This window comes from Streptomyces sp. 4N509B, assembly GCF_052245655.1.
In the GTDB taxonomy this organism is placed as follows: Bacteria; Actinomycetota; Actinomycetes; order Streptomycetales; family Streptomycetaceae; genus Streptomyces.
The window spans coordinates 15032-40907 of record NZ_JBQQBZ010000052.1; the positions used below are offsets into that span (position 1 = coordinate 15032).

The 25876-nt window shown below is 73.7% G+C and carries 22 protein-coding genes; 6 read left to right on the forward strand and 16 right to left on the reverse strand.

All coding sequences use genetic code 11. The features are described from left to right. Window positions 1-27: 27 nt before the first annotated feature. The 3 genes from ACTWP5_RS29720 (at window position 28) to ACTWP5_RS29730 (ending at window position 6152) form a co-directional block, all read left to right on the forward strand. On the forward strand, window positions 28-948 hold the full coding sequence (locus ACTWP5_RS29720; RefSeq protein WP_443224263.1) for an ATP-binding cassette domain-containing protein: 921 nt from the start codon (window positions 28-30) through the stop codon (window positions 946-948). Continuing rightward, complete coding sequence (locus tag ACTWP5_RS29725; RefSeq protein ID WP_443224264.1) at window positions 945-2555, forward strand: ABC transporter permease; 1611 nt, start codon at window positions 945-947, stop codon at window positions 2553-2555. The genes ACTWP5_RS29720 and ACTWP5_RS29725 overlap by 4 nt, the downstream gene beginning before the upstream one ends. Before the next feature lie 1035 nt (window positions 2556-3590). Further along, complete coding sequence (locus ACTWP5_RS29730) at window positions 3591-6152, forward strand: AAA family ATPase (protein ID WP_443224265.1); 2562 nt, start codon at window positions 3591-3593, stop codon at window positions 6150-6152. 45 nt (window positions 6153-6197) lie between these two features. Here the strand turns inward: ACTWP5_RS29730 and ACTWP5_RS29735 are convergent, their stop codons facing one another. From ACTWP5_RS29735 to ACTWP5_RS29770, 8 genes are all read right to left on the reverse strand, one after another. Next, entirely contained in the window at window positions 6198-7001 is an 804-nt protein-coding gene (locus tag ACTWP5_RS29735) for a thioesterase II family protein (protein WP_443224266.1), read from the reverse strand. Next, a complete protein-coding gene (locus tag ACTWP5_RS29740) occupies window positions 6998-7141 on the reverse strand; it encodes a hypothetical protein (RefSeq protein WP_443224267.1) in 144 nt (47 codons plus the stop codon). The genes ACTWP5_RS29735 and ACTWP5_RS29740 overlap by 4 nt, the downstream gene beginning before the upstream one ends. A gap of 135 nt (window positions 7142-7276) precedes the next feature. Then, the gene (locus tag ACTWP5_RS29745) at window positions 7277-8671 is read right to left on the reverse strand and encodes a sulfatase family protein (RefSeq protein WP_443224268.1); all 1395 of its coding nucleotides are present in this window, start codon (window positions 8669-8671) and stop codon (window positions 7277-7279) included. 144 nt (window positions 8672-8815) lie between these two features. After that, window positions 8816-11116: an MMPL family transporter gene (locus tag ACTWP5_RS29750; RefSeq protein ID WP_443224269.1), complete on the reverse strand. Its 2301-nt coding sequence runs from the start codon at window positions 11114-11116 to the stop codon at window positions 8816-8818. Between the two features lie 26 nt (window positions 11117-11142). Further along, on the reverse strand, window positions 11143-11688 hold the full coding sequence (locus tag ACTWP5_RS29755; protein ID WP_443224270.1) for an ester cyclase: 546 nt from the start codon (window positions 11686-11688) through the stop codon (window positions 11143-11145). 87 nt (window positions 11689-11775) lie between these two features. Then, a complete protein-coding gene (locus ACTWP5_RS29760) occupies window positions 11776-12993 on the reverse strand; it encodes a cytochrome P450 (RefSeq protein ID WP_443224271.1) in 1218 nt (405 codons plus the stop codon). After that, window positions 12990-14519 (reverse strand): NAD(P)/FAD-dependent oxidoreductase, encoded by a 1530-nt coding sequence (locus ACTWP5_RS29765; protein ID WP_443224272.1) that lies wholly within the window; start codon window positions 14517-14519, stop codon window positions 12990-12992. The genes ACTWP5_RS29760 and ACTWP5_RS29765 overlap by 4 nt, the downstream gene beginning before the upstream one ends. Next, window positions 14506-15459, reverse strand: a complete 954-nt coding sequence (locus ACTWP5_RS29770) for a prenyltransferase (RefSeq protein ID WP_443224273.1) — start codon at window positions 15457-15459, stop codon at window positions 14506-14508. Before ACTWP5_RS29770 ends, ACTWP5_RS29765 begins: the two co-directional genes overlap by 14 nt. A 242-nt stretch (window positions 15460-15701) precedes the next feature. Here ACTWP5_RS29770 and ACTWP5_RS29775 point away from each other — a divergent pair, with 242 nt between their 5' ends. Continuing rightward, window positions 15702-16067, forward strand: a complete 366-nt coding sequence (locus ACTWP5_RS29775; protein WP_443224274.1) for a hypothetical protein — start codon at window positions 15702-15704, stop codon at window positions 16065-16067. Window positions 16068-16102: 35 nt separating this feature from the next. Here the strand turns inward: ACTWP5_RS29775 and ACTWP5_RS29780 are convergent, their stop codons facing one another. Genes ACTWP5_RS29780 through ACTWP5_RS29815 form a run of 8 tightly spaced genes read right to left on the reverse strand, consistent with a single transcriptional unit; the run spans window position 16103 to window position 23704 of the window. Further along, entirely contained in the window at window positions 16103-17617 is a 1515-nt protein-coding gene (locus ACTWP5_RS29780) for a PEP-utilizing enzyme (RefSeq protein ID WP_443224275.1), read from the reverse strand. Next, window positions 17614-18615, reverse strand: a complete 1002-nt coding sequence (locus ACTWP5_RS29785) for an NAD-dependent epimerase/dehydratase family protein (protein WP_443224276.1) — start codon at window positions 18613-18615, stop codon at window positions 17614-17616. Before ACTWP5_RS29785 ends, ACTWP5_RS29780 begins: the two co-directional genes overlap by 4 nt. Then, on the reverse strand, window positions 18612-19676 hold the full coding sequence (locus tag ACTWP5_RS29790; RefSeq protein WP_443224277.1) for an SDR family oxidoreductase: 1065 nt from the start codon (window positions 19674-19676) through the stop codon (window positions 18612-18614). Before ACTWP5_RS29790 ends, ACTWP5_RS29785 begins: the two co-directional genes overlap by 4 nt. Next, a complete protein-coding gene (locus ACTWP5_RS29795) occupies window positions 19673-20644 on the reverse strand; it encodes an ACP S-malonyltransferase (protein ID WP_443224278.1) in 972 nt (323 codons plus the stop codon). The genes ACTWP5_RS29790 and ACTWP5_RS29795 overlap by 4 nt, the downstream gene beginning before the upstream one ends. Continuing rightward, entirely contained in the window at window positions 20641-21366 is a 726-nt protein-coding gene (locus ACTWP5_RS29800) for an SDR family oxidoreductase (RefSeq protein WP_443224279.1), read from the reverse strand. The genes ACTWP5_RS29795 and ACTWP5_RS29800 overlap by 4 nt, the downstream gene beginning before the upstream one ends. Further along, complete coding sequence (locus tag ACTWP5_RS29805; RefSeq protein WP_443224280.1) at window positions 21363-22184, reverse strand: hypothetical protein; 822 nt, start codon at window positions 22182-22184, stop codon at window positions 21363-21365. Before ACTWP5_RS29805 ends, ACTWP5_RS29800 begins: the two co-directional genes overlap by 4 nt. A gap of 7 nt (window positions 22185-22191) precedes the next feature. Continuing rightward, window positions 22192-23364, reverse strand: coding sequence for a beta-ketoacyl-[acyl-carrier-protein] synthase family protein (locus ACTWP5_RS29810; protein ID WP_443224281.1), 1173 nt, complete (start codon window positions 23362-23364; stop codon window positions 22192-22194). Continuing rightward, complete coding sequence (locus tag ACTWP5_RS29815; RefSeq protein ID WP_443224282.1) at window positions 23357-23704, reverse strand: phosphopantetheine-binding protein; 348 nt, start codon at window positions 23702-23704, stop codon at window positions 23357-23359. Before ACTWP5_RS29815 ends, ACTWP5_RS29810 begins: the two co-directional genes overlap by 8 nt. Window positions 23705-24031: 327 nt before the next feature. Between ACTWP5_RS29815 and ACTWP5_RS29820 the strand changes: the two genes are divergently transcribed. Both ACTWP5_RS29820 and ACTWP5_RS29825 read left to right on the forward strand, forming a co-directional pair. Next, entirely contained in the window at window positions 24032-24859 is an 828-nt protein-coding gene (locus ACTWP5_RS29820; protein WP_443224283.1) for a MaoC/PaaZ C-terminal domain-containing protein, read from the forward strand. 4 nt (window positions 24860-24863) lie between these two features. Beyond that, on the forward strand, window positions 24864-25876 hold a 1013-nt coding region (locus tag ACTWP5_RS29825), incomplete at its 3' end, for a PEP/pyruvate-binding domain-containing protein (RefSeq protein WP_443224284.1).

Sequence of the window (25876 nt, forward strand, 5' to 3'; positions counted from 1 at the left end):
ACTGAAACTTGACCTAGTCTTGACCTCATGACGACTCAGATCTCCGTCTCCTCCCTCGTCAAGACGTTCGGGGCCACGCGCGCGCTCGACGGTCTCGACCTCACGGTCGAGGCCGGCGAGGTGCACGGCTTCCTGGGGCCCAACGGCGCGGGAAAGACGACCACCATCAGGATCCTGCTCGGCCTGTCCAGGGCCGACTCCGGACGGGTGGAGCTGCTGGGCGGCGACCCGTGGCGTGACGCCGTGGAGCTGCACCGCCGCATCGCGTACGTCCCGGGGGACGTGACCCTGTGGCCGACCCTCTCGGGCGGCGAGGTCATCGACCTGCTGGGCCGGCTGCGGGGTCGGGTCAACCCCCGGCGGAGAGACGAGCTGATCGAGCGGTTCGAGCTGGATCCCCGGAAGAAGGGCCGGGCGTACTCCAAGGGCAACCGCCAGAAGGTGTCGCTCGTGGCGGCGCTGGCCTCGGAGGCGGACCTCCTCATCCTCGACGAGCCCACCTCGGGGCTGGACCCCCTGATGGAGTCGGTCTTCCAGGACTGCGTCGCGGAGGAGCGGCGGCGCGGGCGGACCGTGCTGTTGTCCAGCCACATCCTCTCCGAGGTGGAGAAGCTCTGTGACCGTGTGAGCATCATCCGCAGCGGGCGGACCGTGGAGTCGGGGACCCTCACCGAGCTCCGTCACCTGACGCGGACCTCGGTCCACGCCGAGCTCGACGGGCCGGCCACCGGCCTGGAGTCGCTGCCGGGGCTGCACGACGTGCGCGTCGACGGGCACAAGGTGGACTTCGACGTGGACGCGGCCGAGTTGAACACCGCGGTCCGACACCTGACGGACCTGGGCCTGCGCAGCCTCGTGAGCTCCCCTCCCACGCTGGAGGACCTGTTCATGCGCCACTACACCACGGCGGCGGACCGGGTGCCCGTCGGCGCGGAGGCGGGCCGGTGACGGAGTACGCAGGCACGGGCGCGCTGCTGAGGCTCGCGCTCCGTCTCGACCGGGTGCGGGCCAGCGCGTGGATCCTCGGCATGGTGGTCTTCACGGTCTCCTCCGCCTCGGCCAACAACGACCTCTACGGCGAGCCGTCGGAGCGGGCCCAGCTCGCGGAGAGCCTGGAGAGCAACCCGGCGCTGCTGGCCCTGGGCGGACGGGCCTTCGACCTGTCGACGGTCGGCGGGATCAACGCGTACCAGCTGATCGCCTTCATGGGCACGCTGATCGGGCTGATGAGCGTCCTGCTGACGGTGCGGCACACCCGGGTGGAGGAGGAGAGCGGCCGGGCGGAGCTGGCGGGCTCCGCGGTCGTCGGCCGGCGGGCGTGGCTGGCGAGCGCCCTGCTGCTGACCGTCGGGGTGAACGTGGTCATCGCCGTGCTCACGGCGATGGGCCTGGTCGCTACGGGTCTTCCGGTGGCCGGCTCCGTGGCGTACGCCGCGGGCTGCGCCGGCATCGGCGTCGTGTTCGCCTTCGTCGCCGGGCTGACCGCGCAGCTCACGGACTCCTCCCGCAGCGCCACGGGCCTCGCGGCGGCGGTTCTCGGCCTGTCGTACCTGCTGCGTGCCACCGGTGACGCCGCCAGCGGCTCGGACGGCGGTGCCCTGTCCGTGCTGACGTGGTTCTCGCCCATCGGCTGGGCCGAGATGGCCCGCCCGTACGCCGGTGAGGACTGGTGGGTGCTGCTGCTCTTCGTGGCCCTCGCCGCGGCGTTGGCCGGCGGGATCGGGGTGCTGGTCGGCCGGCGCGACGTGGGCTCGGGTGTGCTGCGGCCGACGTTGGGGCCCGCGCGCGCGTCCGCCGCCCTGGGCGGTCCGCTGGCGCTGGCGTGGCGGCTCCAGCGTGGCTCGCTCCTCGGCTGGGGGGTGGGCTTCCTGGTGGTGGGCGTCTCCTTCGGCGCGCTGGCCGAGGGAACGGTGAGCATCGCCGAGGACAACGAGAACATCGACGAGTTGCTGCGCGACCTCGGCGGCAGCGGGGACATCGTGGACGTCTTCCTGTCCACCACGATGTCCCTGACCTCGATCATCGTCGGCGCCTACGCGGTGCAGTCCGCGCTGCGGCTGTCGAGCGAGGAGTCGGGACGCCGGGCGGACACCCTGCTGACGAACGCGGTGGAGCGGCTGCGCTGGGTCGGCAGCCACCTGTCGGTGGCGGCCCTCGGCTCGGTGTTGATGCTGCTGCTGGCGGGGCTCGGGGCGGGCGTGGCCCACGGCCTGAACACCGGTGACCTCGGCGGGGAGCTGCCGCGGGTGCTCGGCGCGGCGCTGGCGCAGGTGCCCGCGGTGTGGACGTTGGTCGGCGTGTGCGCGCTGTTGTTCGGGCTGGCGCCCCGGTTCGCGGCGGTCAGCTGGGGCGTCCTCCTGGCGGCGCTGGTGATAGGCCAGTTCGGGGACCTGCTGCGGCTGAACCAGACGGTGCTCAACCTCTCGCCGTTCACGCACGTGCCCGACCTGCCGGGGGCGGCGTTCGAGGCCACACCGCTGCTGGGGCTCGCGGTGCTGGCCGCGCTGCTGACGGCGGTGGGGCTCGGCGGCTTCCGGCGGCGCGACATCGCGTGACGGCCGGCCCGCCGGGGTCGACGGGTGGGCTCGGCGGGTCGGGGAGCCCCGTCCCGCCGAGCCCTCGTCGTTCCGCGTTTCCTCGCTGGGGCCCGGTGGGTGTCGCCGCCGTGGCGCGGGTATCCGGGTCACCGGCTGGAATGGCGTGAAGCGTGCCGGGACGGGCGAAGCGGGACCGTGCGGCCGTTCCGTCCGTCGGGCGGGGTCCGCCCCGGCTCTGGTTCGAACAGGAATCGCAAACGGCTGGTCCGGGGCGTGGGTGGCGCCCACGGGAGCCACGGGGAAGAAAATTCATCCGTCAATCAAATCTGGGGTGGCGGGCGCCTGACCGGAGTGTCGGGAGGAGGGAGAGATCCGTCTCCTCACCGTCGGTCATCATGCGCCGTGCCATCGTGCGGGGACCGCGCGTCGTTTTCGAGTGCGTCATCGATATCGTTTCCCCGAATACGCGGAAGATGTAATGGTTCGCGAGACGGAAATGATCACCTACCGGGTGCGGACCGGCGCCGCGATCTTGTCGTCGAGGAAATCGTGGCCGCTCGCTACCGCGCCTTCGCGGGCGCGGCGCGGCGTTTTACCGGCCCGCGCGACGCGGACGCCACCGTCGCGCCGGCTGCCCTCTCACCTGCGGTGACACGCTCCGCGTGCGCTAGTCTGTCCCCGTCGGCGCCACCGCGTGGGAATGGGTGGTGGCACGACGGAAAGGGAAACCGCTTACGATGACGAAGCGTGACGCGACAGGAGATCAGGGACCGCCTCCGGTTACCGGACAGAATCATCCGGAACTCGGCGACATTCCCGGCGGAACCGACCAACCCGCCTCCGACAAGCGCCGGCCACACGTAATGGGAGGTCACAGGCGACGCGCCGATGTCCGCAACGTCCAATTACGCAGATATACGTACGAATGGTTGACACGTGCATGAGCGGCTGTTAGTGTCCGTGCGATCGCGTGACGGCGATTGAACCATCAGTCGGCAGACGCCTTACACGGCTCGACCGATCACACACGGGGAACGGGGAAGCACCAACGCAATGCGATCCGTTGCATTCGCCAGTAGAAACAGACAAACCAAGAAACTTCATCACTTGTTAATACGGTGTCGCGCTGACGGTAACGCGCGAACCGTAGCCATCACGGGAGCCTTCGGCTCCGGTAAGACCACGATGATCAATGGTTTCGCCGAGGATGCCCGGCGAAACGGCGCACTCGTCCTGACCGCGACCGGGTCACGGCACGAGCGCGCCTTCCCGCTGGGCGTGGTGTCCCAACTCCTCGCCTCCGCCGGTCCTGACGCTCCAGGATCGACCCCCGGCACGGCCTCCGTGTCGGCGTCCCCGGCTGAGGTCATGCGCGACGCGTTCGCCAGCCTGACCGAACTCGCCACCAGGAACACCGTCGTGGTGGCGATCGACGACGCACACCTGTCCGACACGCTGTCGCTGTTCTGCGTGTCGTACCTGCTGAGTTCGATGCCGCCGCTGCCGATCATGGCGGTGCTGACCGGCCCTCCCGAGATCACGCGCGTGGCGGGACACGGCTGCGGCCCGGCCGGGATGACGACGCACCTGCGGCTCGATCCGCTGTCCGAGCCGGAGGTCCACCTGCTGGCCACGCAGGCGCTGACGGGTCCGGTCAGCGACGCCTTCGTCCACGACTGCCACGCGGCCTCGGGCGGCAGCCCGCTGCTGGCCGGCGCCCTGATCTCCGACAGCCGGGCGTCCGCGACGGGCGACGCGGTGGTGGCGGGCGAGGAGTTCGCGGAGGCGGTGCGCAGGTTCCTCCACCGCGGGCCCGACACGGTGCTCCAGGTCGCGTCCACCGCGGCCGTGCTGGGTGACGACGGGTCAGCGGACCTCCTCGGCCGGACCTCGGACCTCGACGCCGCCGGGGTGACGCAGGCGCTGGCGCTGCTGAACGACGCCGGTCTCCTGGACGGCACCCGGTTCCGGCACGCGCGGACCCGGGACCTGGTCCTGGACCGCATCAGTCCGTGGGACCGGGTGCGCATGCACCGCCGGGCGGCGGACGTGCTCCGCGCCAGCGGGGCGTCCGAGCAGGCGTGGTCGCGCCACGTGGCGGCCGCGCGGCGGCTGTCGGTGCAGTGGATTCCCCCGATGCCCCGGCTCTCGGACCAGGCGCGGCCCGAGGAGTCGGACGCCGACCTCGTGTACCTGTGCCTGGAGTCGGCCGCGCTCAGCACCGTGGCGGAGCGGGGACCCGCCGCCGGCGGTCGTGGGCCGGCCGGCGCGGACACCGCGGCCCCGGCCGCCGCGCCCGTGGTCTCGGCCGACCCGGTGGGCAGGCGGACCAGGGCCGAGCCGGTGCTCGACCCGCGGCGGCGCGTGGAGCGGGCGTTCACCACCATCGTGACGGAGGGTCCGAACGCGATGGCCGTGGCCCGGCTGGAGCAGGCACTGCACCAGTCACCGCTGGAGCACGCCACGGTCGACACCATCGCGCTCGCCCTCAGCGGGCTGGTCTACAGCGACCTGACCTCGCGGGCACGCCCGTGGTGCGACCAGTTCCTGCGGGAGGCGGCGAACGGCCCGGCGCACTGGCAGGCGAGGTTCGCGGCCATCCGGGCGGAGGTGGCGCTGCGCGGCGGTGAGTTCGAGCGCGCGGTGGCCGACGCCGACGCGGCGCTGCACCACGCCAGCGTGGAGGCGTGGGGCGTGGGCGTGGGTGAGCCGCTGGCCACCTACGTGATGGGCTGCACCGCCCTGGGCGAGCACCACAAGGCGGAGAGCCTGCTCGCGCTGGAGCTGCCCGACGAGATCATCCGCAGCCGCTTCGCCCTGCCCTACATCAACGCCCGCGGGCACCACCACCAGGCGACGAACAGGCTGTCGGCGGCGCTCGACGACTTCCTGACCTGTGGTGAGCTGGCCGCGGAGTGGGGCCTTGACCAACCGGCGTTCGTGTCCTGGCGCACCGGCGCGGCGCAGACCTTCCTCCGGCTCGGCGACCACGACCGGGCCCGGCAGCTGCTCGACGAGCAGCTCGTCAGGCTCGGGCAGACCCCGGGGCGTACCCGGGGTGTGACGTTGCGGCTGCTGGCGATGACGCGGGACGGGGAGGAGCGGCGCGCCGTGCTCTCCTCGGCCGTCGGCGAGCTGGAACGGCACCGTGACGCGCACGAGCTGTCGTTGGCCCGGCGGGACCTGGCGGAGGTCGAGGCGCGGCTGAGTGACGAGAGCGCTCCGCGGACGCTGGCACTGTCCAAGGCGCCCCTGTCCGGGCCCGCCTCGCGGGTCCCCGGCGCGGGGCGGCCGGCGGCGCGGATGGCCGGGACGGCCGCCCAGGCGCAGGTCTCCGCCCTGGGGGTGCAGCCGGCCGCGCGGCCGGAGAGCGCCATAGAGCGGTTGAGCGAGGCGGAGTGGCGGGTGGTGACGCTGGTCGCCCGGGGCCACACCAACAAGGCGATCGCCACGCGGCTGTACATCACGGTCAGCACGGTCGAGCAGCACCTGACGCGGGTGTACCGGAAGCTCGGGGTGCGTCACCGCAAGGACCTGGTGGCGTACATCGACCGCTCGGGAAGGACGGCCGGTCGGGAGGGCGTCGGTCGGGAGGGCGTGCGGCGTGACGCCTGACGCGTGAGCGGTGGTGTGCCGCCTGGTGTCGGAGGTGGCGGCCCGTCAGGGTCGCTTCAGCATCAGGCGGCGCACGTGGTGCTCGACGAGGTCGGTCACCTCGGGCCAGTCGGTGTCGGCGATGCCGGGGCCGCCGGACCGGATCTGGACGTCGAAGTCGCTCTCGGTGTGGTGCTCCCACCGTTCGACGTCGATGCCCTCCGGCCCGGTGCCGTCCTCCCCCGCCCCGGCCGCTCCCGTCCCGTTCTCCCCGACGAGGGCGACGATGGGGCAGCGCACGGTCGCCACGGGGCTCGGGCGGTAGCTCCTCATCGCGCGGTGGTCGCAGCGCAGCAGCGTCTGCTTCCAGTGGGCGGGGGCGTGCTCGTCGACCGTGGTGAGCCGGTCCGGGCTCGGGCCGGCGGCGGGCGCGGGCACCGGCGCGTCCCACAGCGTCAGCAGGTCGCGCGAACGGGCCAGGTGGGAGGGTGCGATCCCCTCGGAGGCGAACAGGCCGCGGGGCAGGAGCGGGGCGCGGCGTTCTAAGCGGCGGCACAGCTCGAAGCCGACGGCGGCGCCCATTCTGTGGCCGAAGACGAACAGGGGTTTGTCGGTCCACGGCTGGACGGCGAGGTACGTCTCGTGGGCGAGTTCGGGGATGCTGCGGGCGCAGCTCTCCTCGTGGCGGTCCTGGCGGCCCGGGTACTGGACGGCCAGGACCTCCACTCTCGTGGCGAGCTCCCGCGAGGCGGCGAAGTAGAAGCTGGCCGACTCGCCGGCGGGCGGGAAGCACAGCAGTCTCGCCGCGCCGGTGGGCGAGGGGTGGAACCTGCGGATCCACGTCCCGCTGGCCTCGCGGGCCCGGGTCATCGCAGGGCCACCCGCCTCGGCCCGGTCGGCGGCTCGGCCACCGGACTGGTCGGCGGCTCGGTCGGCTCGCGGTGGTGGCGGTCACCCGGCGGGCCGAGGGCCGCCGTGTCGCGGGTGACACGGACGTGTTCGTCTGCCATCTCCCCCATCGCACCCATCCTTCTCGAAGCCCCGCGCGTGCCCGTCGTCCTCGGGCGACTTGCGCGAACAGGCATGCGGCACCATACGGTGGGTGTGATGCGGCGCCAACCCCTAAGCGTGGCGGCCTTCGGGGGTCAGTCCGGGTAGGGCAGCAGTTCGGCGTCGGTCGTCTCCCACGCCGTCCGCAGCTCGTCGAGGAGCTCCGGCCGGACGGCGGCCTTGTCGGCCTGCTCGCGGGGATCCTCGCCGAGGTCGAAGAGGTGGTCGGCCCCGTCCTGGTCGCGGTGGTACTTCCAGTCACCGCGGCGCAGCGCCCGTTCGCCGCGCACCCGCCAGAACAGGTCGCGTTCGGGCACCTCCTCGCCGTGGCGCAGGTATCCGGCGAGGCTGTGCCCGTCGAGCGGGTGGGAGGCGGCGGGTCGGGCTCCGGCGAGCTCCAGCAGCGTCGCCGTCCAGTCGGGCGAGTAGGTCGGGACGTGGCTGACCTGGCGGCCGTCGAGCACCGCGGGCCAGCGCACGATCTGGGGCACGCGGATGCCGCCCTCCTGGAGCGACGCCTTCTCTCCGGAGAGCGGCCACTGGTACGACCAGCGTTCGCCGCCGTTGTCACTCGCGAAGAACACCAGGGTGTCCCGCTCCTGTCCCGAGGAGCGCAGCGCCGCCAGCACCTCGCCGACGGAACGGTCGAGGTCCTGGACCATCTCGGTGTACTTCTCCAGCGAGCCGCCGTCGTCGTGGAAGAGGGCGCGCCGCTCGCCGTTGCGGATGCGCCGGACGATCTCCGCGGCGGCGTCCTCGTCGCCCTCGGCGATCCACGGCCAGTGCGGGGTGGTGAAGTTGAGGTTGAGCAGCCAGGGGGTGTCCTCCTCGGCGCGGGTGGTGACGTGCTCGACCGCCCGCTCGGTCAGGACGCGGGTGTAGTACCGCAGGTCGTGGTAGGTGGCGTCGCCCTCGTACAGGTCGTACTCGCCGCCGAGTCCGAGCTTGGAGTAGTACTCCAGGGCGCCGCCGAGGTTGCCGAAGAAGGTGTTCCAGCCGGACTTCGTGGGGCTGTAGTCCGGGAGGTAGCCGCAGTGCCACTTGCCGATGAGGGCCGTGTCGTAGCCGGCGTCGCGCAGCAGTGAGGCGAGGGTGGGGTGGTCGGGTGCCAGTCCCACGGACTGGTCGGCGATGGGTTCGGCCAGGCCGCCCTCGGTCCGACCCGGGTAGCGTCCGGTGTAGAGGGCGAAGCGGGTGGGCGAGCAGGTCGCGGAGCCGGCGTAGGCCTGGGTGAAGCGGACGCCGTCGCGGGCGAGCCGGTCGAGGTTCGGCGTGTGGATGTGCGGCGAGCCGTAGCAGGACAGGTCGGCCCAGCCCAGGTCGTCGGCGAGGATGACCAGGATGTTGGGGCGGCGCGACGGACGCCGCGTCGTGGCCTGGAAGGGACGCTCGGCGGCGGCGGCACGCGGAGCGGCGGCGCCCAGCGTGGTGGCCGAGGCGGCGGCGCCGAGAAGTCCCCCGAAGGCGCGGCGGGTCGGCAACAAGGACATGGGGCTCCCTCTGCTCCGTGCTGTTCTTCGCTGTCTTTCGGACCGCAAAGTTTCCTATCTTCCCTACTGGATAAGTAGGAATACGCGACGAACGGAGGGCGCGTCAAGGGTTGTCCGAGGAGAGGGACGGCGGCCGTCCCCCGGCTACCGGGAGCGGCGGGCCGCGCCCGCGCGCCCGGCGCGGCCGTGCAGGCGGCGCAGCGGGCGCGGCGCCCACCAGTTGGCCCGGCCCATCATGCTCATCAACGCGGGCACCAGGAACGTGCGGATCACCATGGCGTCGACGAGGATCGCCAGCACGATGCCGAGACCGGCCATCTTGATGATCGACACCTGGGAGGCGACCAGGCCGGCGAAGACCACGGCGAGCAGCAGGGCGGCCGAGGTGAACACGGCGCCGGTCTTCCTGATGCCCTCCACCACGGCCTCCTCGTTGCTCCGGCCCCTGAGGTGTTCCTCGTGGATCCGGGAGACCAGGAACAGCTCGTAGTCCATGGACAGCCCGAAGGCGGCGCAGAACATCAGCACCGGCATGGCGTGGTCGAGGTACCCGGAGGAGGTGAAGCCGAGGAGCTCCTCCAGGTTGCCGTCCTGGAAGCCCCAGACCATCACGCCGAAGGTGGCGGTGAGGCTGAGCAGGTTCAGGAACAGGGCCTTGAGGGGCACGACGAGACTGCCCGTCAGCAGGAAGGTGAGAACGAGGCCGCACAGGGCGATCAGGCCGACGGCCCAGGGCAGGCGGTCGGCGATGGCCCGCTTGGCGTCGACCAGGCGGGCGGCCTCGCCGGAGACCCGCGGGCGCTGCTCGGCGGCGGTGTCCGACCCGTCGGTGTCGTAGCTCAGGGCCCGGATGGCGTGGACCGTCTCCTCGGCCTGTGTCGAGTACACCTCGACGGCGGGCCGGAGCAGGACGAGGAGGTGGGAGTCGGTGGCGTTCGCCATCGTGAGCCCCTCTCCCCCGCCGCCGAGGCGGCCGGCGAGACGCTGGCCCCGGCTCCACTCGCCCTCCGCCGCGCGGGCGAGGCTGACGTGCGGCAACGCCGAGACGCGGGCGGCGACCTCGGCCCGGGTGCGGCGCTCGGCCTCGGTGTCGTCGCCGAGCCCCGGCAGGTGGACGGTGACGGGGAACGCGGTGTTGCTGGGGAAGTTGTCCCGCAGCTCCTGTTGGACCTCGCGGACGTGCGCGTCGGCCGGCAGCACCGTCTCGTCGACCTTCCCGATCCGCACGTGGAGGAAGGGCAGCGCCAGCACCGCGAGCGCCACGACCAGGACGGCCGCCACGGGGACACGGCGGCGGATCGCCCACCGCGCCACCCGCTCCCACCCGGCCTCGTTCGCGCCGAGCCCCGGCAGCCGGGGCAGCCGCCAGCGGTCGATCCGGTGACCGAGCACCCGCAGCATCGCCGGCAGCACCACGAGGGCACCGGCGACCGCGCCGAAGACCGACGGGATCGCGGCGTAGGCGAAGGACCGCAGGAACGGGAGGGGGAAGAGCAGCAGCGTGGCCAGGGACAGGCCGACGACCAGGCCGCTGAAGAGCACGGTGCGGCCGGCCGTGCGCTGGGTGACGCGGACGGCCTCCGGCACGGTGCGGCCGGCGGCCAGCTCCTCGCGGAAGCGGGTCACCGCCAGCAGGCCGTAGTCGATGCCGAGCCCGAGGGCGAGCGCGCTGGTCAGGTTGAGGGCGAAGATCGACACCTCGGTGACCTGGGCCAGCAGCCGCAGCACCGCGAAGGTGACGCCGACGGCGAGCGCGCCCATCACGAGCGGCAGCAGCGCCGAGACGACGCTGCGGAAGACGAACAGCAGCAGGAGCAGGCTCAGCGGGACGGCGATGGCCTCGGAGACGACGAGGTCGGCGACGATCTGGTCCTGGATGGCGCGGAACACCTCGGCGTTGCCGCCGATCTCCACCGTGAGCGGGCCGGACGCGTCGTCGTAGCGGTCGTGGGCGGCGCGCAGCCAGTCGCTTCTTGCGTTCTCCTCCCCCGCGAGTTCGAGCAGGAGCAGCGCCTGGGTGCCGTCCTCGCCCCGCAGGCCGGGCACCTGCGGCGTCTCCCAGTAGGAGGTGAGCGCGTCGACGCCGGGGTCGGCGCGTAACTCCGCGGCGAGGGCGGCGCCCGCGGCCGCCGCCGGCGCGTCGTCGACGTCGCCGCTTTTGGCGGTGGCCAGGAGCGCCACGTCGGTGTCGCCGACCCCGAACTCCCGTTCCAGGGTCCGGGTGACGGTGTCGGACTCGCTGCCGACGGCGTCGAAACCGCCGCCCGAGAGGGAGGGGATGACGCCGACACCGAAGCCGAGGGTGAGGACGAAGACGACCGCGGCGACGACGAGGACCGCCCTCGGGCTGCGCTCCAGGACGCCGCGTCCGCCGCCCCCGCCGCCCGTCCCGCGCTGCTCCTCGTCCACCACGGCGCGCGTGTCGGTACCCAGTTCGGCTCCCACCTCGTGTGTGCTCCGTCCGCCCGCGGTCAGCGCCTGCCGCGCAGGGCCTGGCGCAGGGCGCTCCGCAGGTTGAACACGCCGCGCATGACCGTCTCGGCGGGGCTGCCCTCGGCGGGCATCAGCCCGATCTGCCGGGCGAGGTCCACGCTGTCCATGTAGGCATCCATCCGGGTGATCAGTCCGTCCTCGGTGACGAAGATCTCCGCCATGCGGGTCGACCACGGCCTGCCGTTGGCCCGCATGCCCTCGAAGCGACGTCCGCTGAACGTGCCGGACAACCGTATCTGGGTGGCGACCCCGCCGTCATCGTCGGCGAGCAGCGACAGCAGCTCGACGCGGGCGTCGGGGAAGGCGGCGAAGAAGCCGGCGAGGTGGGCGCGGAGCTCGTCGGGGACCTTCTTCTCGCCGAAGGGCGGGACGAGTTCGATGCCGCCAGGGCGCCAGCAGGCCAGGACGGCGTCGAGGTCGTGGGCGTTGTACGCGTCGTACAGGCGGCGCACCACGGCGGTGGCGGCCTGCCGCGCGGTCGCGGTGGTGGACTCGGAGGGGCTGTGGGGCGGGTGGGGCGTCATGGCCTGGTGTCCTTCCTCGGTCTCCGGCTCTGGTCGTCGCGGGAGCGGAGGGTTCGGGCGGGGGTTTCGGGCGGAGAGTTCGGGGTTTCAGCCGTCCAGTGCGAGGGGCAGCCGGTCGAGCGACCGCAGGATGGCGGTGTCACGCCACTCGTGCGGCGCGGCCTGCCGGAGGTGGGGGAAGCGTCGGGCGAGGGTGGCGAAGGTGATCTCGCCCTCCGTCTTGGCCAGGGCGGCGCCGAGGCAGTAGTGCGGTCCGTGGACGAACGTCATGTGCTTGGCCGCGTTCGACCGGGTGAGGTCGAGCCGGTCGGGGTCGTCGAAGACGCGTGGGTCGCGGTTGGCGCCGCCGAGCAGCACCACCACCTGCTCGCCCTCCCGCACGGTGGTGCCGGCCACGTCGATGTCCTCGACGGCGACGCGGGAGGTGACCTGCACCGGCGCCTCGAAGCGCAGCAGTTCGTCGACGGCCTGCGGGACGATGTCGGGCTCGGCGCGCAGCCTCTCGAACTGCTCGGGGTGGGACAGCAGGGCGTGGACGCCGTTGCCCAGGTGGTTCATCGTCGTCTCGTAGCCGACGGTGAGCAGCAGGACGCACATGAAGATGATCTCGAAGCTGTCGGAGGCCCGCCCCTCGGCCCGCGCCTTCGTCAGGGCGCTGATCAGGTCGTCGCGGGGCTGCTGCTGGCGTTCCTCCAGGACGTCGACGAAGCGGTTGCTGATCTGCATCATCGACTCGCCGCCGGCCAGCACCCGCTCCACGGGGGCGTCCCACTCCAGCAGGCCCGCCAGGGCGTGGCCGATGTCGGCGAAGAAGCGGTGGTCCTTCTCCTCGCTGACGCCGAGGATCTCGGTGATGACCCGCATCGTCAGGGGATAGGAGATCTCCCACATGAACTCGACGGTGCCGTTCCTCGCCAGCGTCTCGTCGAGGAGTTCGTCGAGGATCTGCTGGATGCGCCCGCGGAAGTTCAGGACGACGCGGGGGGTGAAGGTGGTGGAGACGATGCTGCGCAGCCGGCGGTGCTCGGGCTCGTCGAGGAAGTAGTAGAAGCCCTGCATCAGCTGGTTGACGGTCTCGTTCGCGGCGAGTTGGCGTTCGAGGAAGCGGGAGCCGGGACGCACCTTCCAGCGGGTGCCCTTCAGGACGTCCATCACGTCCGCGTAGCGCGGCACGACGTAGGCGGCGTAGCCGTCGTGCCAGAAGATCCGGTGCTCCTCCTGGAGCGCGCGGTACCGGGGATAGGGGTTCGCGCGGAAGGCGCGCCCGTCGAGGGCGAAGTCGACGGTGGGGATGTCTGTTCTCACGGTGTGACCCTTCTCGTGGGGCGGCGCGACGGCGCGGTGTCGTCGGCGGTGTCGTCGGCGATGTCGCCCTGCCAGGCGTCCCCCGCGCGGGCGCGGGCCGCGGAGGCGGCCGACGGTTTCGGCAGCGGCTCGTAGCGGGGCCGGCGCGTCAGCGCCTGGCGGCGTGCCTCGACGGCCAGGCGGCCGGCGATGACGCGGGCCACGGCCCGGCGGGAGGACCCGGTGCGGCGCATGTGGCGGGCGGCCCGCAGCAGCAGGCGGGGGCCGACCACCTCGTGGGGCGACACGCGGTGGGAGAGCACGCCGTCCACGAAGCGCTGGCGGACGGAGGGGTCGGCGGCGATGCAGGCCATCAGGGCGCGCTCCAACGGGCCGAGCTCGCCGGCGGCCGAGAAGTCCCAGGCCAGCCAGTACATGGCGGCGGCGTCGCGGTCGCGCCAGCGCCGCCAGCGGGTCAGCTGCCGGTCGAGGCGGGCGGCGTCGCCCACGTCGACGGCCGCCACGTGGTCGGCGAGGGTCTCGGCCTGCCGGAGCGCGTCGGAGATGCCCTGGCCGAGCGTGGGGTCCTTGAAGTGGCCGGCGTCGCCGACCAGGGCCCAGCCCGGACCCGCCGACTCCCGGAAGAAGCCGGGCGCGTAGGCGGTGCCGACCGGCCGGCTGACCCGGCGGGCGTTCGCCATCAGGGGCTTCAGCGGCGCGCAGGCGGCCACGGCCGCGTCGTAGCGGGCCGCCAGGTCCCGCTTGAAGTCGGCGAAGGTGTCAAGGCCCGGGCAGATCATGACGACGAAGCGCCCGCCGTCGGACTGGAAGGCGACCGTCAGCTCGGCGCCCTGCCGGTGGTGGTGCACGCAGGCCGGCCCGGTCTCCGTGACGCCGTCGAACTCGGCCCAGTACACGAAGCGCTGGTTGGCCGTCACGTTGTAGGTGCGCGCGCCGACGAGGTCGGCGACGGTGGAGTTCCGGCCGTCGGCGCCGACGAGCAGGCGGGTGCGGACGGTCTCGTGGCGGCCGCGGGTGCGCAGCAGCACGCCGTTGACGCGGCCGGTGGGGTCCCGCGTCACGTCGCGCAGCGAGGTCCGCGGGCGGACCTCGGCCCCGGCCGCGCGGGCGGCGCCCACGAGGATGGCGTCGAGCGTGCTGCGGTTGACGCTGATGCCGCCGGGGGGCCAGTCGGCCTCGGAGCGCACGGGGGTGCTCAGGTCCACGCCGTCGTAGACGACGTGGGCGGCGGTCAGGAAGGGGGCGCCGGTGCGTCGGAGCTCCTCCAGCACGCCGAGGCGCTGCATGGAGCGCACGCCGCTGACCTGGACGAGGTGGGTGGAGAGCGTGTCGCTCGGGAAGTCGGCGCGGTCGACGGCGAGGACGGTGAGGCCGCGCCGGGCCAGGTGGGTGGCGAGGCAGGCGCCGGCGATGCGGGTGCCGACGACGACCACGTCGTACCGTCGCGGCGACGGCGACGGCGACGGGGACCGCGACGGCGACGGGAGGCCGGGGGCGGGGGCGCGGGCCGGGTCAGGCGAGGACATTGGCGACCACCAGTCCCAGCACGCCCAGGCGCAGCGCCTGGAACCCGTAGTTGCGCCGGTTGCGCCACCGGCCGCGCCAGCCGTTGCGCAGCACGTACGCCTGGAGGGTCCATGCGGGCAGCAGCGCGGGCACGACCCAGGCACCGAGCGCGCCGGTGAGCGCGCCCAGCACGGTGAGCAGCCAGACGGAGCAGAAGACGGTGGCGACGAAGGCCCGGTTGGCGCGAGGCGAGGTGCGGGCGGCCACCGTGCGGCGGCCCACCTGCCGGTCGTCCTCGGCGTCGGCGCTGTTGGAGCAGATCATGACCTGCACCAGCCAGGCGCCGAAGAGCACCGCCTGGATGACGGCGGCGGCGTCGACCCGCTGCGTGGCGGCCACGTACGGCAGCAGCACGCTGCTCGCCAGGGTGAGGCCGGTGACCGCCTCGCCGCCGCCGACGACGCGGTAGCTGAAGCTGATGCCCACCGAGTACTGCACGCCGAGCACGACGCTCGTGACACCGGCGGGAAGAATCCACCAGGGCTCGAATTCGGCGACGAGGGAGAACAGCACGACGAAACCGATGGCGACCGCCGTGCAGACGTACGCGAAGGCGAGCGCGGAACGGACCGTGAGCTGTCCGAGGACCAGCGGCTTGACCTGGCTTCTCCGCCTTTCCGGTGCGTAGTTCCGCAGATCGCTGCCGTCCCGGTATCCGGCGACGTCGTCGAAGGCGTGACTGGCCGACATGCCGAACACGAGCACGAGGAAGAAGAGCAGGCACAGCAGCCAGGAGCGGGGGTGCGCACCGGCTTCCGCGCTGATCAGCGACCATGCGACGAGCGGCCCCAGCCATATCTCGAACAGTGCGACCTTTCCGAGTCGCGCGAATGCTCCGGAAAGGTTTCTGGCCTTTCTGCCGGTGGTGGGGCGTTGTGCTGACGCGACCTCAGTGATCATGGTTCCAACCCCTTGCCGAGTCACGGTTCCTGGGTGAATAATCTGCTCGGTCGCCGTGCCTCAGTTTCGTTTCCCGGAGGTATTTCGTGCCGTCGCGCAGTGGATTTCTCGGCCGTGGTTTCCCGTCCTGGGCGTCTCGGGCACTTCTCGCGGGCGTCGCCGGCACCGCCGGGTACACCGCGGTCAGCGCGTACCTCAGACGGCGGCACGGCGACGGGGGCGCGGCAACGCGTCCCGTGGAGGTGGCCGCCACGCTGACGCGGCGGGAGGACGGCGACGGCGGCGCGCGGGCCGCCTCCTCCCGGCTGGTGAACGCGACGCTGCACTGGGGCTACGGCGCGCTGGGCGGCGTGAGCCGGGCGGTGCTGGTGCGGCGGGGTGCCGCCGGGTGGCGCCTCGAGGTCGCGCACCTGGCGGCGGTGTGGGGCCCGTGGCTCGCGCTGCTGGCGCTGTCCGGGAGGGCGGGGCGGCTCGGCGGCCGGGCGCTGCTGGTGGACGGCGGCAAGCACGTGGTGTACGTGCTGGTCACCGGCCGCGCCCTCGACCTGCTCTCCGCCGGTCCGCCGGCCGCGGGGGCCGACGGGAGCCGGGGCCGCGACGTTCTCTGAGGGCCGGCCGGGCGCGCGGGGGTGTCGGGTCGTCGTCATCCCACCGCGCCCGCCTCGCTGAGCGCGGGGGCGCCCGCGTCCACGGTCACCGTGCCGGTCCAGCCGTCGACGACGGCCCGCCGGCCGAGCGCGGCCGGGTCGGTGCGGACGCCCGCGACGAACGGGATGCCGAGTTCGCGGCAGACGATCGCGACGTGGGAGAGCACGCTGCCGTAGGTGCTGACGACGCCGTCCGGCAGCACGGCCAGCACGTAGTTGCCGTCGACCCGGTCGCCGACGAGGATCCGGCCGGCCTCGCCGTCGCTCTCCCTGGTCAGCACCCCCTCGGCCCAGCCGGGTGCCAGCGCCCTGCCGGTGTTGGCGCCCGTGCCGCGCTGGGAGCGGCGCAGGGCGGTCAGGCCCTTGCCGAGCCGCACGTCCACCGGGTACTCCAGCGCGGCGGCCTCGGCGAGTTCCTCCGACCGCCGGGCGACCAGGCGTCGCCGCGTCCGGGCGTCGAGGGTCCGCAGCTCGTGGACGCCGAGGAGCGCCGCCTCGCCCGGCTCCGCGCCGAAGGCGCCCCGGTCCAGCAGCAGGCGGACGCAGTGCAGGGCGCGCAGCCCCACCTCCTTGGAGCGTTCCCGTTCGCCGAGCGCGAGGCCGAGGAGGTCCGTCACGCGTTCGAGGACGGGCCCGAGCGCCGTGCCCAGCGGGATGCCCACCTCGTCGGCGCCGCCCTCGCCGCGGTGCTCGGTGCGCCGGTCGTGCAGCACGGACGCGGCGGCCGACAGCGCCGCCGAGGAGAAGCGGGCGAACGGCTCGTCGCGGTCGGCGACCTCGTAGGTGTTCAGCCGGTGCAGCTCCTGCGTGAGGGCGCCGCCGCGCGCGCTGGCCCCGCCGCCGTCGTCCTTGCGGTGGGCGCTGGCGCGCAGCAGCTCCAGCGTCGTGTGCGGGTCGTACTGGGTGCGCAGTGTCCGCTTGGCCAGGGAGGCGGCCAGCAGCGCGACGCTGGTGGTCCTGATGTGCAGCGCCCAGGCGGTGCGCGCCGCCTGGACGGCCGCGTCGCACGCGGCGCCGGTCTGCCAGACGCCGCCGGAGTCGAGGGCCGCGGCGACGGCCTCCTCGGCGGCGGCGAGCTCGGCCTGGGCCCGGCCGAAGACCTGCGCGTTGCCGCGCAGGAAGGCGAGGGCGCCGGGCAGTCTGCGCGCGCGGTGCAGCCGGCCGGGCCGCCGCTCGCGCTGGACGTCGGGCCCCGGGCCGCCGAGCAGCATCTCCCAGATGTCCTCGGGGTCGACGACGAGGAGTTCGTCGGCGAGGCGCTCGATGGTGGTCATCGTGAAGTAGGGGCGGAAGCCGAGGTAGCTGACGAAGTGGGGGCGGGGGCCGCTCGGCCGCTCACGGCCGAACTCGGCGGCGGCGTCGCGGAAGCCGCGTTCCATGCCGGAGCCGATGATCGACCAGGTCAGGGGGGAGAGCAGCTCGGGGGCGACCTCGCGGAAGTTGTGTCCGCTGTGGAGCGTCACGCGCTCGCTCTGGGGGGTGTCCAGGGAGAAGGTGGGGAGGGTCGTCACGGCAGCTGCCCCCTCAGGCGCTCGAACTCGACGTCCAGGGACCGCACGAGGTAGTCGCGGTCGGGTGGCGGACTCAGGCGGCCGGCGGCGATCAGCGTCGTCAGGCACCGCAGGTCGAGGTCCCAGTGCGCGGTGCAGTAGTCGAGCACCTCCCGGTTCATGGGGAGGTCGAGCCACCGCGGCCGGAGCACGGCGGCGACCGTGCGGGCCAGGGCGGCGTTGCGGACGCGCTTCACGCGCAGGCCGTAGCGGGCGTTGACCAGGTCGAAGATCTCGGCGTTGGTGGGCGAGGCGGGGTCGACGGCCCACACCGAGGAGCCGCCCGTGCCGTGCTGGGCGCGGTCCAGGACGACGTCGGCGGCGAAGTCGGCCGGGGCGCACCAGTACCGGTTGTCGCCCGCGACGGCCAGCGGCCAGCCGGCGGCCATCAGCCGCAGCAGCTCGAACAGGGCCTGGGGCGCGCCGCGTCGTCCCTCGGTGGGCTCGCTGACGACGACGTGCCCCGCCCGCACGATGTCGACCGGCAGGCCGGAGGCGCGGGCGATCTGCTCGCCGTGGAGCTTGGCCCACTCGTAGAAGTTGCGGTGGCGGGCGGCTCCCGGGACGAGGTCGCTGCGCATCCGTTCCCGGGTGTCGCCGAGCGCGAGCAGGCTGGAGACCACGACCACGGTGCGCAGCCCGGGGCAGTCCCGGGCGAAGCGCAGGGCCCCGCGCAGCGGCGCGATGTGTCGGGCCTGGGCGTCGGCGAGGGAGAGGGAGAGGTCGAAGCTGCCGGCGGTGAGGACGAGGGAGGTCACCTCGGCGGCGAGTTCCCGCGCCGTCTCCGGCGGCAGGCCGAGGTCCGCGCGCCGGGCGTCGCCGAGGTGGACCTTGGCGAACGGTTCGACGTGGGGGGCGGGTTCGCGGGCGAGGCCCACCACGGGCAGCCCGCGTTCCGCGGCCCGCGCCGCGACGCGCGAGCCGATGTGTCCGCTGATGCCGACGACGAGCATGGTCATGTGGGCCACCCCGCGTAGTAGCTGTCGAGTCGGACGGGTTCGTCGGCCAGCGGCAGGCCCAGGGTCCGCACCAGGCTGCGGATGGACACGTCCTGGCCGAGGCCGGCGCCGGTGTAGACGGTCGGGGAGGCGAAGTAGCGCAGGCCGATGGCGGCGGCGTTGGTGGGGCTCTCGGCGAGGCGGTCGGCCTGCCGCGAGACGGCCTTGAGCCAGGCGGCGGGCGCCCTCACCGGCCGGGGGAACGCCGTCGGCTGGCGGCGGCTGGCCACCGCGGCCTCCCGGATGAACGCCTCGACGATCGGGGCGCCCGCCGCCTGGCCGATGTTCCGCACCTCCGGGGTGGCGGTGGGCTCGGTGTCGAACAGGTCGACGACCCGGGCTGCCACCAGGTCCCTCGGGCAGACGTCGAGGCGGGCGCCGGTGCTGTAGGGCAGCAGGGGCCACCGGCCGCCGGTGACCAGGCGGGAGAGCGGCACCTTGCGGGCCCCGTTGTCGCCGTCCACGGGGGCGAGGTCGCCGGAGAGCGCCGGGATCCTCGCGATGAAGGCGGGGACGTCGTGCCGGGAGGCGACGCGCGCGACGGCCCACTCGCCGCGCAGCTTGGCCCGCTCGTACTTGGTCAGGTGCTCGCGCTCCGGGAGCAGGTACTCGCCGACCTCGGCGCCGTAGTCGTAGCCGACGTAGAGGGAGCCGGCGTGGACCAGCTTCGCCCCGAGGGTGTGGGCGAGCCGGGCGGCGTGGGCCGCGCCGTCGATGTTCGTCTCCGCCAGCCGCGCCCAGGGCGCGGACCAGCTGACGTCGCCCGCGACGTTGAGCACGATCCGCACGCGGCCGGCGAGCTCGGCGAGCTGGGCGTCGGTCAGGCCCCAGTGCGGGAGACGGACGTCGCCCTGGCGGGACTCCACGCGGGCGCCGCTGCGCCGCGCCAGGGAGCTGGCCCTGGCCGCGTGGTCCCGCCCGCGGATCACCGCCACCACCGGGTCGTCGCCGAGCACGCCGCTGATCCTGCGCAGCAGCGCCAGGCCGAGGAATCCGGTCGCGCCGGACATCAGGACGGTCACGTCAGTGCCTCCAGCGCCGTGTCGGGGGCGGGGCGGGGGGCCGGCTCCCCGGGGTCCTCCCCGTCGGTGCCGGCCTCCGGGAGGGAGGCGAAGCGCAGCACGCCCTCCCTGCGGCCCAGCTTGGCCAGGGTCGTGCCGGGGCCGGCGTCGTAGAGGGTGTGGAAGCCGGCGTCGCGGACGGCCCGCACCGCGTCGGTCCAGCGGACCGGCAGCAGCAGCGCCCGCACCAGCAGTTCCCTGATCTCCTCGGGGTCGTGGTGCTCGGCCGCGTCCGCGGTGGACACGTACCGGGAGCGGCCACGGCGGAACGGCACGGACGCGACCTCGGCCCGCCAGGCGGGCAGCGCCCCGGCCATCAGCGGGCTGTGGAACGAGCCGCCGATCGGGAGGATCTCCGCGAGCAGCTCCGTCTCGCCCGCGACCTCCAGGGCGGCCTCCACGGCGCGCGGGTCGCCCGACAGCACGGTCTGCCGGACGCCGTTGTACCCGGCGACCTCCAGCACGCCGCCCGTGCGCGCGACGACGGTGCGCCGCAGCCACTCGATGGCGGTGCCGCGGGCGCCCATCACGGCGAGCATCGCGCCCGGCAGGCCGTGGTCGCGGCTCACCTCGCCCCGGCGGACGGCGAGGCGGTAGCCGTCCCACACGTCGATCATTCCGGAGCAGGCCACCGCCGTCAGCTCGCCCAGGCTGTGCCCGACGACCAGCGGCACCGCCGGCTCGGGGCCGAAGGCGGCCTGGGCGGCGGCGACGCCGAGCGCGTAGGTGGCCGGCTGGGCCACGGTGGTGTCGTTGAGGTCCAGGGCCTCCGGGTCCTCGCCGTGGGCGCGCAGGAACGCGTCGACGAGCGGGTGGGCGCGGTGGGTGTGCAGCGCCCGCACCATCGCCGGACGCTTGTTGCCCTGGCCGGGGAAGGCGACGCCGAAGCGGTCCGCGTCGCCGTCGCGGGGCACGTCGGGAGGGGTCATGACACGGACATCCCTCCGTCGATGGACAGCACCTGGCCCGTCATCGCGGCGGAGTCCACGAGCAGTTCGACGCCCCGCGCCACCTCGTCGGGCGTGACGAAGCGGCGGATGGGGGTGCGGTCGGCGAAGGTGTCGCGGACGGCGTCGGGGACGTCGCGGGTCAGCTCGGTGACCATGAAGCCCGGCGAGAGGGCGTTCACGGTGACGTGGCGTCGCGCGGACTCCAGCGCCAGCGAGCGGGTCATGCCGATCACGCCGCTCTTGGAGGCGGAGTACGCGGTCTGGCCGCGGCTGCCGATCAGGCCCGCCGGCGACACGACGTTGACGATGCGTCCCCAGCGGGCGCCGAGCATGCCGGGCAGCACGGCGCGGCAGGTGTGGAAGGTGCCGATGAGGTTGACCTGGATGGTGGAGGTCCACTCGCTGACCGACTGGGTGGCCATGAGGCCGTCGCGGCGGACGGCGCCGGAGTTGACCAGCACCGACACCGGGCCCAGCTCGTCGGTCACCTGCTCGACCATCGCGGTGACCGAGGACCAGTCGGCGACGTCCGCGCGCACGAGTGCCGTGGGGTTGTTCAGCTCCGCGGCCAGCTTGCGGGCGCTGTCCTCGTTCTCCACGTGGTGGAGCGCCACGCGGAAGCCGCGGGCGTCCAGGACGCGGGCGCAGGCCGCGCCCAGGGCGCCGGAGGCGCCGGTGACCAGGGCGACGCGGCTCGTCATCGCGCCTCCCCGGTCAGCACGCCGGTGCGGCCCGCGCCGTGGTCCGTTCCCCGGCCGGCGAGGTCGCCGGCCGCGTCCCCGCCGAGGTGCTCGACGAAGCGGTCGAGGGTGGCGACCGCCCCGGCGCCGGGCTCGGCCGCGGCGGCGAAGCGGGCCAACGCGGCGGCGCCCACCGCGCCCACCGCGTCCACCGCGTCCCGGCCCTCGGCGAGGCCGTCGGCGGCCGGGCCGATGAGCACGGCGGCGGCGGTGGCGTCGCTGTCCCTGGCCAGCAGGTGCTCCGTCCCCTCCGGCAGGTCGAAGGCGACCAGCAGCGCCGCGCTGGCCATGCCGCTCGCCACCGTGGAGGCGGCGACGGTGGTGAGGAGGGACAGGGCGTCGGCGCCGCCGATGTAGTGCATGCTGGGACCGCGCAGGCCGGCGGTGATGGCGACGTTGCACAGCGGGTTGTTGGGCATCCGGCACAGCCAGTCCGTCGGGTTGGCCGGGCGGATGTAGAACGTGCTGAGCCGCTCGACGAGGTCGGGCGCCGGCTCGCTCGCGTAGTCGGGGATCGGGATCGAGGGGTCCCAGTTGCTCACCGTGTAGAGGGCGACGTTCTCCCGGTCCAGTGGGGGTGCCGCGCCGTCGGCCGCCCGGTCGGCGGCTCGGTCCAGAAGCTCCGTGGCCGCGACGAACGGGGCGTACAGGGCCCGTTCCAGCAGTCGGTTCACCTTTCGCGGCGCCCTGGCCCTCGTCCGCTTCTCCAGGTCCGCCGGGAGGTCGGCGGAGCCGATCGCGGACAGCAGGACGGCGTCGCCGGGTGGCGTGCTCTTCATCCGTCTCTCACACCTTTCCGAGCACCAGGGACGCGTTGTGGCCGCCGAACCCGAAGCTGTTCTTCACGATCGTGCGCAGGGGCCGCTCGCGGGCCGTGCGCGGCACGTAGTCGAGGTCGCAGTTGGGGTCGGGGGTGGTGAGGTTGGCCGTCGCCGGTATCACGTTGTGGCGCAGCGCCTGGACGCACAGCGCCGTCTCGACGTCGCCGGCCGAGGCCATGCTGTGGCCGAGGGCGCCCTTGAGCGAGCTGATCGGTACCGACTCGGCGGCGGGGCCGAACGCCCGCCGGATGCCGAGCGTCTCGCACCAGTCGTTGTCCCGGGTGCTGGTGCCGTGGGCGTTGACGTAGTCCACGTCCTCGGGGTTGACGCCGGCGTCGTCCAGCGCCCTGCTCATCGAGTACTGCGGGCCGAGCGCGTCGGGCGGCGAGGCGACCATGTGGTAGGCGTTCTGCGAGAAGCCGAAGCCGTCCACGGCGGCCAGGGGCTGCGCGCCCCGCGCCGCGGCGTGGCCGGCGGACTCCAGGACGACGAAGGCCGCGCCCTCCGACAGCAGGAAGCCGTCGCGGCGGGCGTCGAACGGGCAGGACGCCTCGGCGGGGTCGCAGTCCCGCGCGGTCATCGCGTACAGGCTGCAGAACGAGAAGAAGTCGATCTCGCGCAGCAGGCAGTCCGTGCCGCCGGCCAGGACCACCTCGGCCTGGCCGGACTGGACGAGCTTCATGCCCGAGCCGATCGCCAGCCCGCCGCCGGCGCAGGCGCCGTACAGGCCGGTCGCGCGGCGGGCGCCCGCCGCGCGCTGGACGGCCGTGACGATCTCGGCGGCCGTGCCGATGACGGGTCGCTGGCCGGGGAGCGGCAGCTGCCGCTCCCCGTGGGTGGCGACGAGGGCGACGTCCACCGCCGCCGCCTCCCGCGTCAGGCCCGCCTGCTCCAGCGCCTGGCCGACGGCGTGCTCGCCGAACTCGACGGCGTGGGACCGCGTCGCCGCGTTGGCCGTCCTGCCGGGCACGGGGGCGCCGACGCGGGTGCCGGCGTCGAACAGCGGGAAGTGGTCCAGCCGCTGCCCGAACCGTTCGCCCTCCGCGACGGCCGACCAGGTCTCGTCCACCGACCAGCCCGCCGCGGTCACCACGCCGAGGCCGGTGATGACGACGCGGTCGGCCTCGTCCTCACGCATCGGAGCCGACCCGGTGGGCGATGAACTCGACGACGTTCGCGACCGCGAGCCGGCGGGAGACCTCGGCCAGGTCCTGGTCGGTCAGCTGGCCGCCGTTGCCGACGGCGTCGGGCAGGAAGCGGGCCAGCTCGGTCAGCAGCTGCTTGACCTCCCCGTCGTTGACGGCGATCCCGAACTCGCCCTTGAGGGCGAGAATCAGCTCCAGCAGGTCGAGCGAGTCGGCGTCGAGGTCGTCGACGAGGCGCGATTCGAGGTGAATATCGGCCTCGTCGACCTCCAGGTTCTTCGCCATCTGCACCCGCAGTCGGGAAAAGATCTCACCACGATCGACAGACACCACAAACCTCCCATGGTCGGGGAACTACTCCGTGGCCGACGGCCAGGGAACCAGCCGAACGGAAATCGCCGGTGGGCGTGGGGAACGAAACGCAGTGCAGCACGGCGGCGGGTGGCGGAACAATCCCAGAACCGCACTTGCCGCGGGCGCGGTGCGAAAGCCGCACATGCGGGAGGCGACCGGGATTTCCGGTCGTCACTTCCGCACTTGCGTCTTTGTTTCCGCCACGCCGCGACCTAGGGTCTGCCGCGAAAGCGCGGCGCGTTGTTGCGTGAAGTCGTTGCGTGAAGTTGTTGCGTGAAAAGGGTGAGAACCGACGCGGAGGGACGCATGCCAGACCGCAGGGCCCTGATCGGCCGCAGTTACGAATCGACGGGGCTGCGCGTGGACGCCGACGCCAGCAGCGCCTACGCCGAGGCCATCGGCGACGATCCGGCAGACCACCTCAGGCACGGCACCGCCTCGCCGTTCTACGCCGTGCGGCTGGTCGCGCCCCTGTGGCGGACCATCTACCAGTCGCCGGAGCTGAACACCCGTGACCAGCTGGTGCTCCACGCCGAGCAGCGCATGCGCGTCCACCGCGAGCTGCGGGTGGGTGACCGGCTCACGGGGCGGGTGAGCGTCACCGACGTCGTGGGCTTCGGCTTCAACGACGCGGCGATCGTCCACAGCGTGCTGCTGGACCGGGACGACCGGCCCGTGGTGTCGATGGACAGCACCCTGGCCGTGCGGGGCAGCACCGGCCTGCCGCCGGCCCCCCGGCGCGCCGGCCCGCCGGAGAGGGGCCCTCTCGCGACGCGGCTGCGCCGCGTGTTCGACGCGGGGGCCCCGGCGCGCTACGCGGACGCCGCGGACGACCACAACCCGCTGCACCTCGACGACGACGCCGCCCGCGAGGCCGGCCACCCCAGCCGCATCGTGCACGGCATGTGCACCCTGGCGACCGGGGTCAGCGCGCTGGTCGCCGCCCTGCGGAAGCGGCGGCGGGAGCGGCTGGTGGACCTCCACGCCAGGTTCAGCCGGCCCGTGCTGCCCGACAGCGCCGTCGACTTCGTCGCGCACACCTCCCCCGTGGCCCACACCTACGTCGTCGGGGCGAGCCTCGACGGGCGCCCGGTGTTGAAGAACTGCTGGCTGCGGCTGTCCGGGGAGGACTGAGGTCGTGAACGAGGCCACCACGCCCTCCCCCGGTACGGCCGGCGGGGCAGGCGGGAGCGGTGGGCCGGGCGAGCGGCTGACGGTGCCGCTGGACGGCTCGGTCCCCGCCGACCGGAACCTCCTCGGCGGCAAGGGCTGGGGCCTGCTGCGGATGCACCAGCTCGGCCTCCCCGTGCCGCCGGCGTTCACCCTCACCACGGCGGCGTGCCGCCGGTACGTCGAACACGGCGACCGCGTTCCCGACGAGCTGTGGGACCGGGTGCGCGCGGAGCTCGCCGTGCTGGAGCAGCGGACCGGCTCCCGCCTGGGCGGCCCCCCTCCCCTGCTGGTGTCCGTGCGGTCCGGCGCGCCGGTCAGCATGCCGGGCATGATGGACACGGTGCTCAACGTCGGGCGGACGCCGCCGAGGGAGCGCGCCCTCGAGGAGCTGCGCGCGGCCGTCTGCCGCGTCTTCGACTCCTGGCGTGGCGACCGGGCACGCGCGTACCGGGCGGCCCACGGGATCCCCGACGACCTCGGCACCGCCGTGACCGTCCAGGCGATGGTCTTCGGCGACCGCGACGACCGCTCCGGCACCGGCGTGTACGTCACGCGCGACCCCGTCACGGGCGAGCCGGCGCCGTTCGGGGAGTGGCTGCCCAGGGCCCAGGGCGAGGAGCTCGTCGGCGGCCGGACCACCCCCCGCCCGCTGGCGGAGCTGCGCCGCGCGCTGCCCGAGGTGTACGAGCGGCTGCTCGGCTTCGGGCGGCGGCTGGAGCGGGCCCACCGCGACGTGCTGGAGATCGAGTTCACCGTGGAGAGCGGCGTCCTCCACCTCCTCCAGGCGCGCACCTCCACCAGCACGCCGCTGGCGGCGGCGCGCTGGGCCGTCGACCTGGTGCGGGAAGGGGTCATCACGATCCCGCAGGCGCTGGCGCGGGTCGACGTCGAACGGGCCGCGAGCCCGCGGGCCGTCGGGGTGGGCGGGTCGTGGGCGCGGGTGGTGGCGACGGGCGTCGGCGTGGCGCCCGGCGCCGC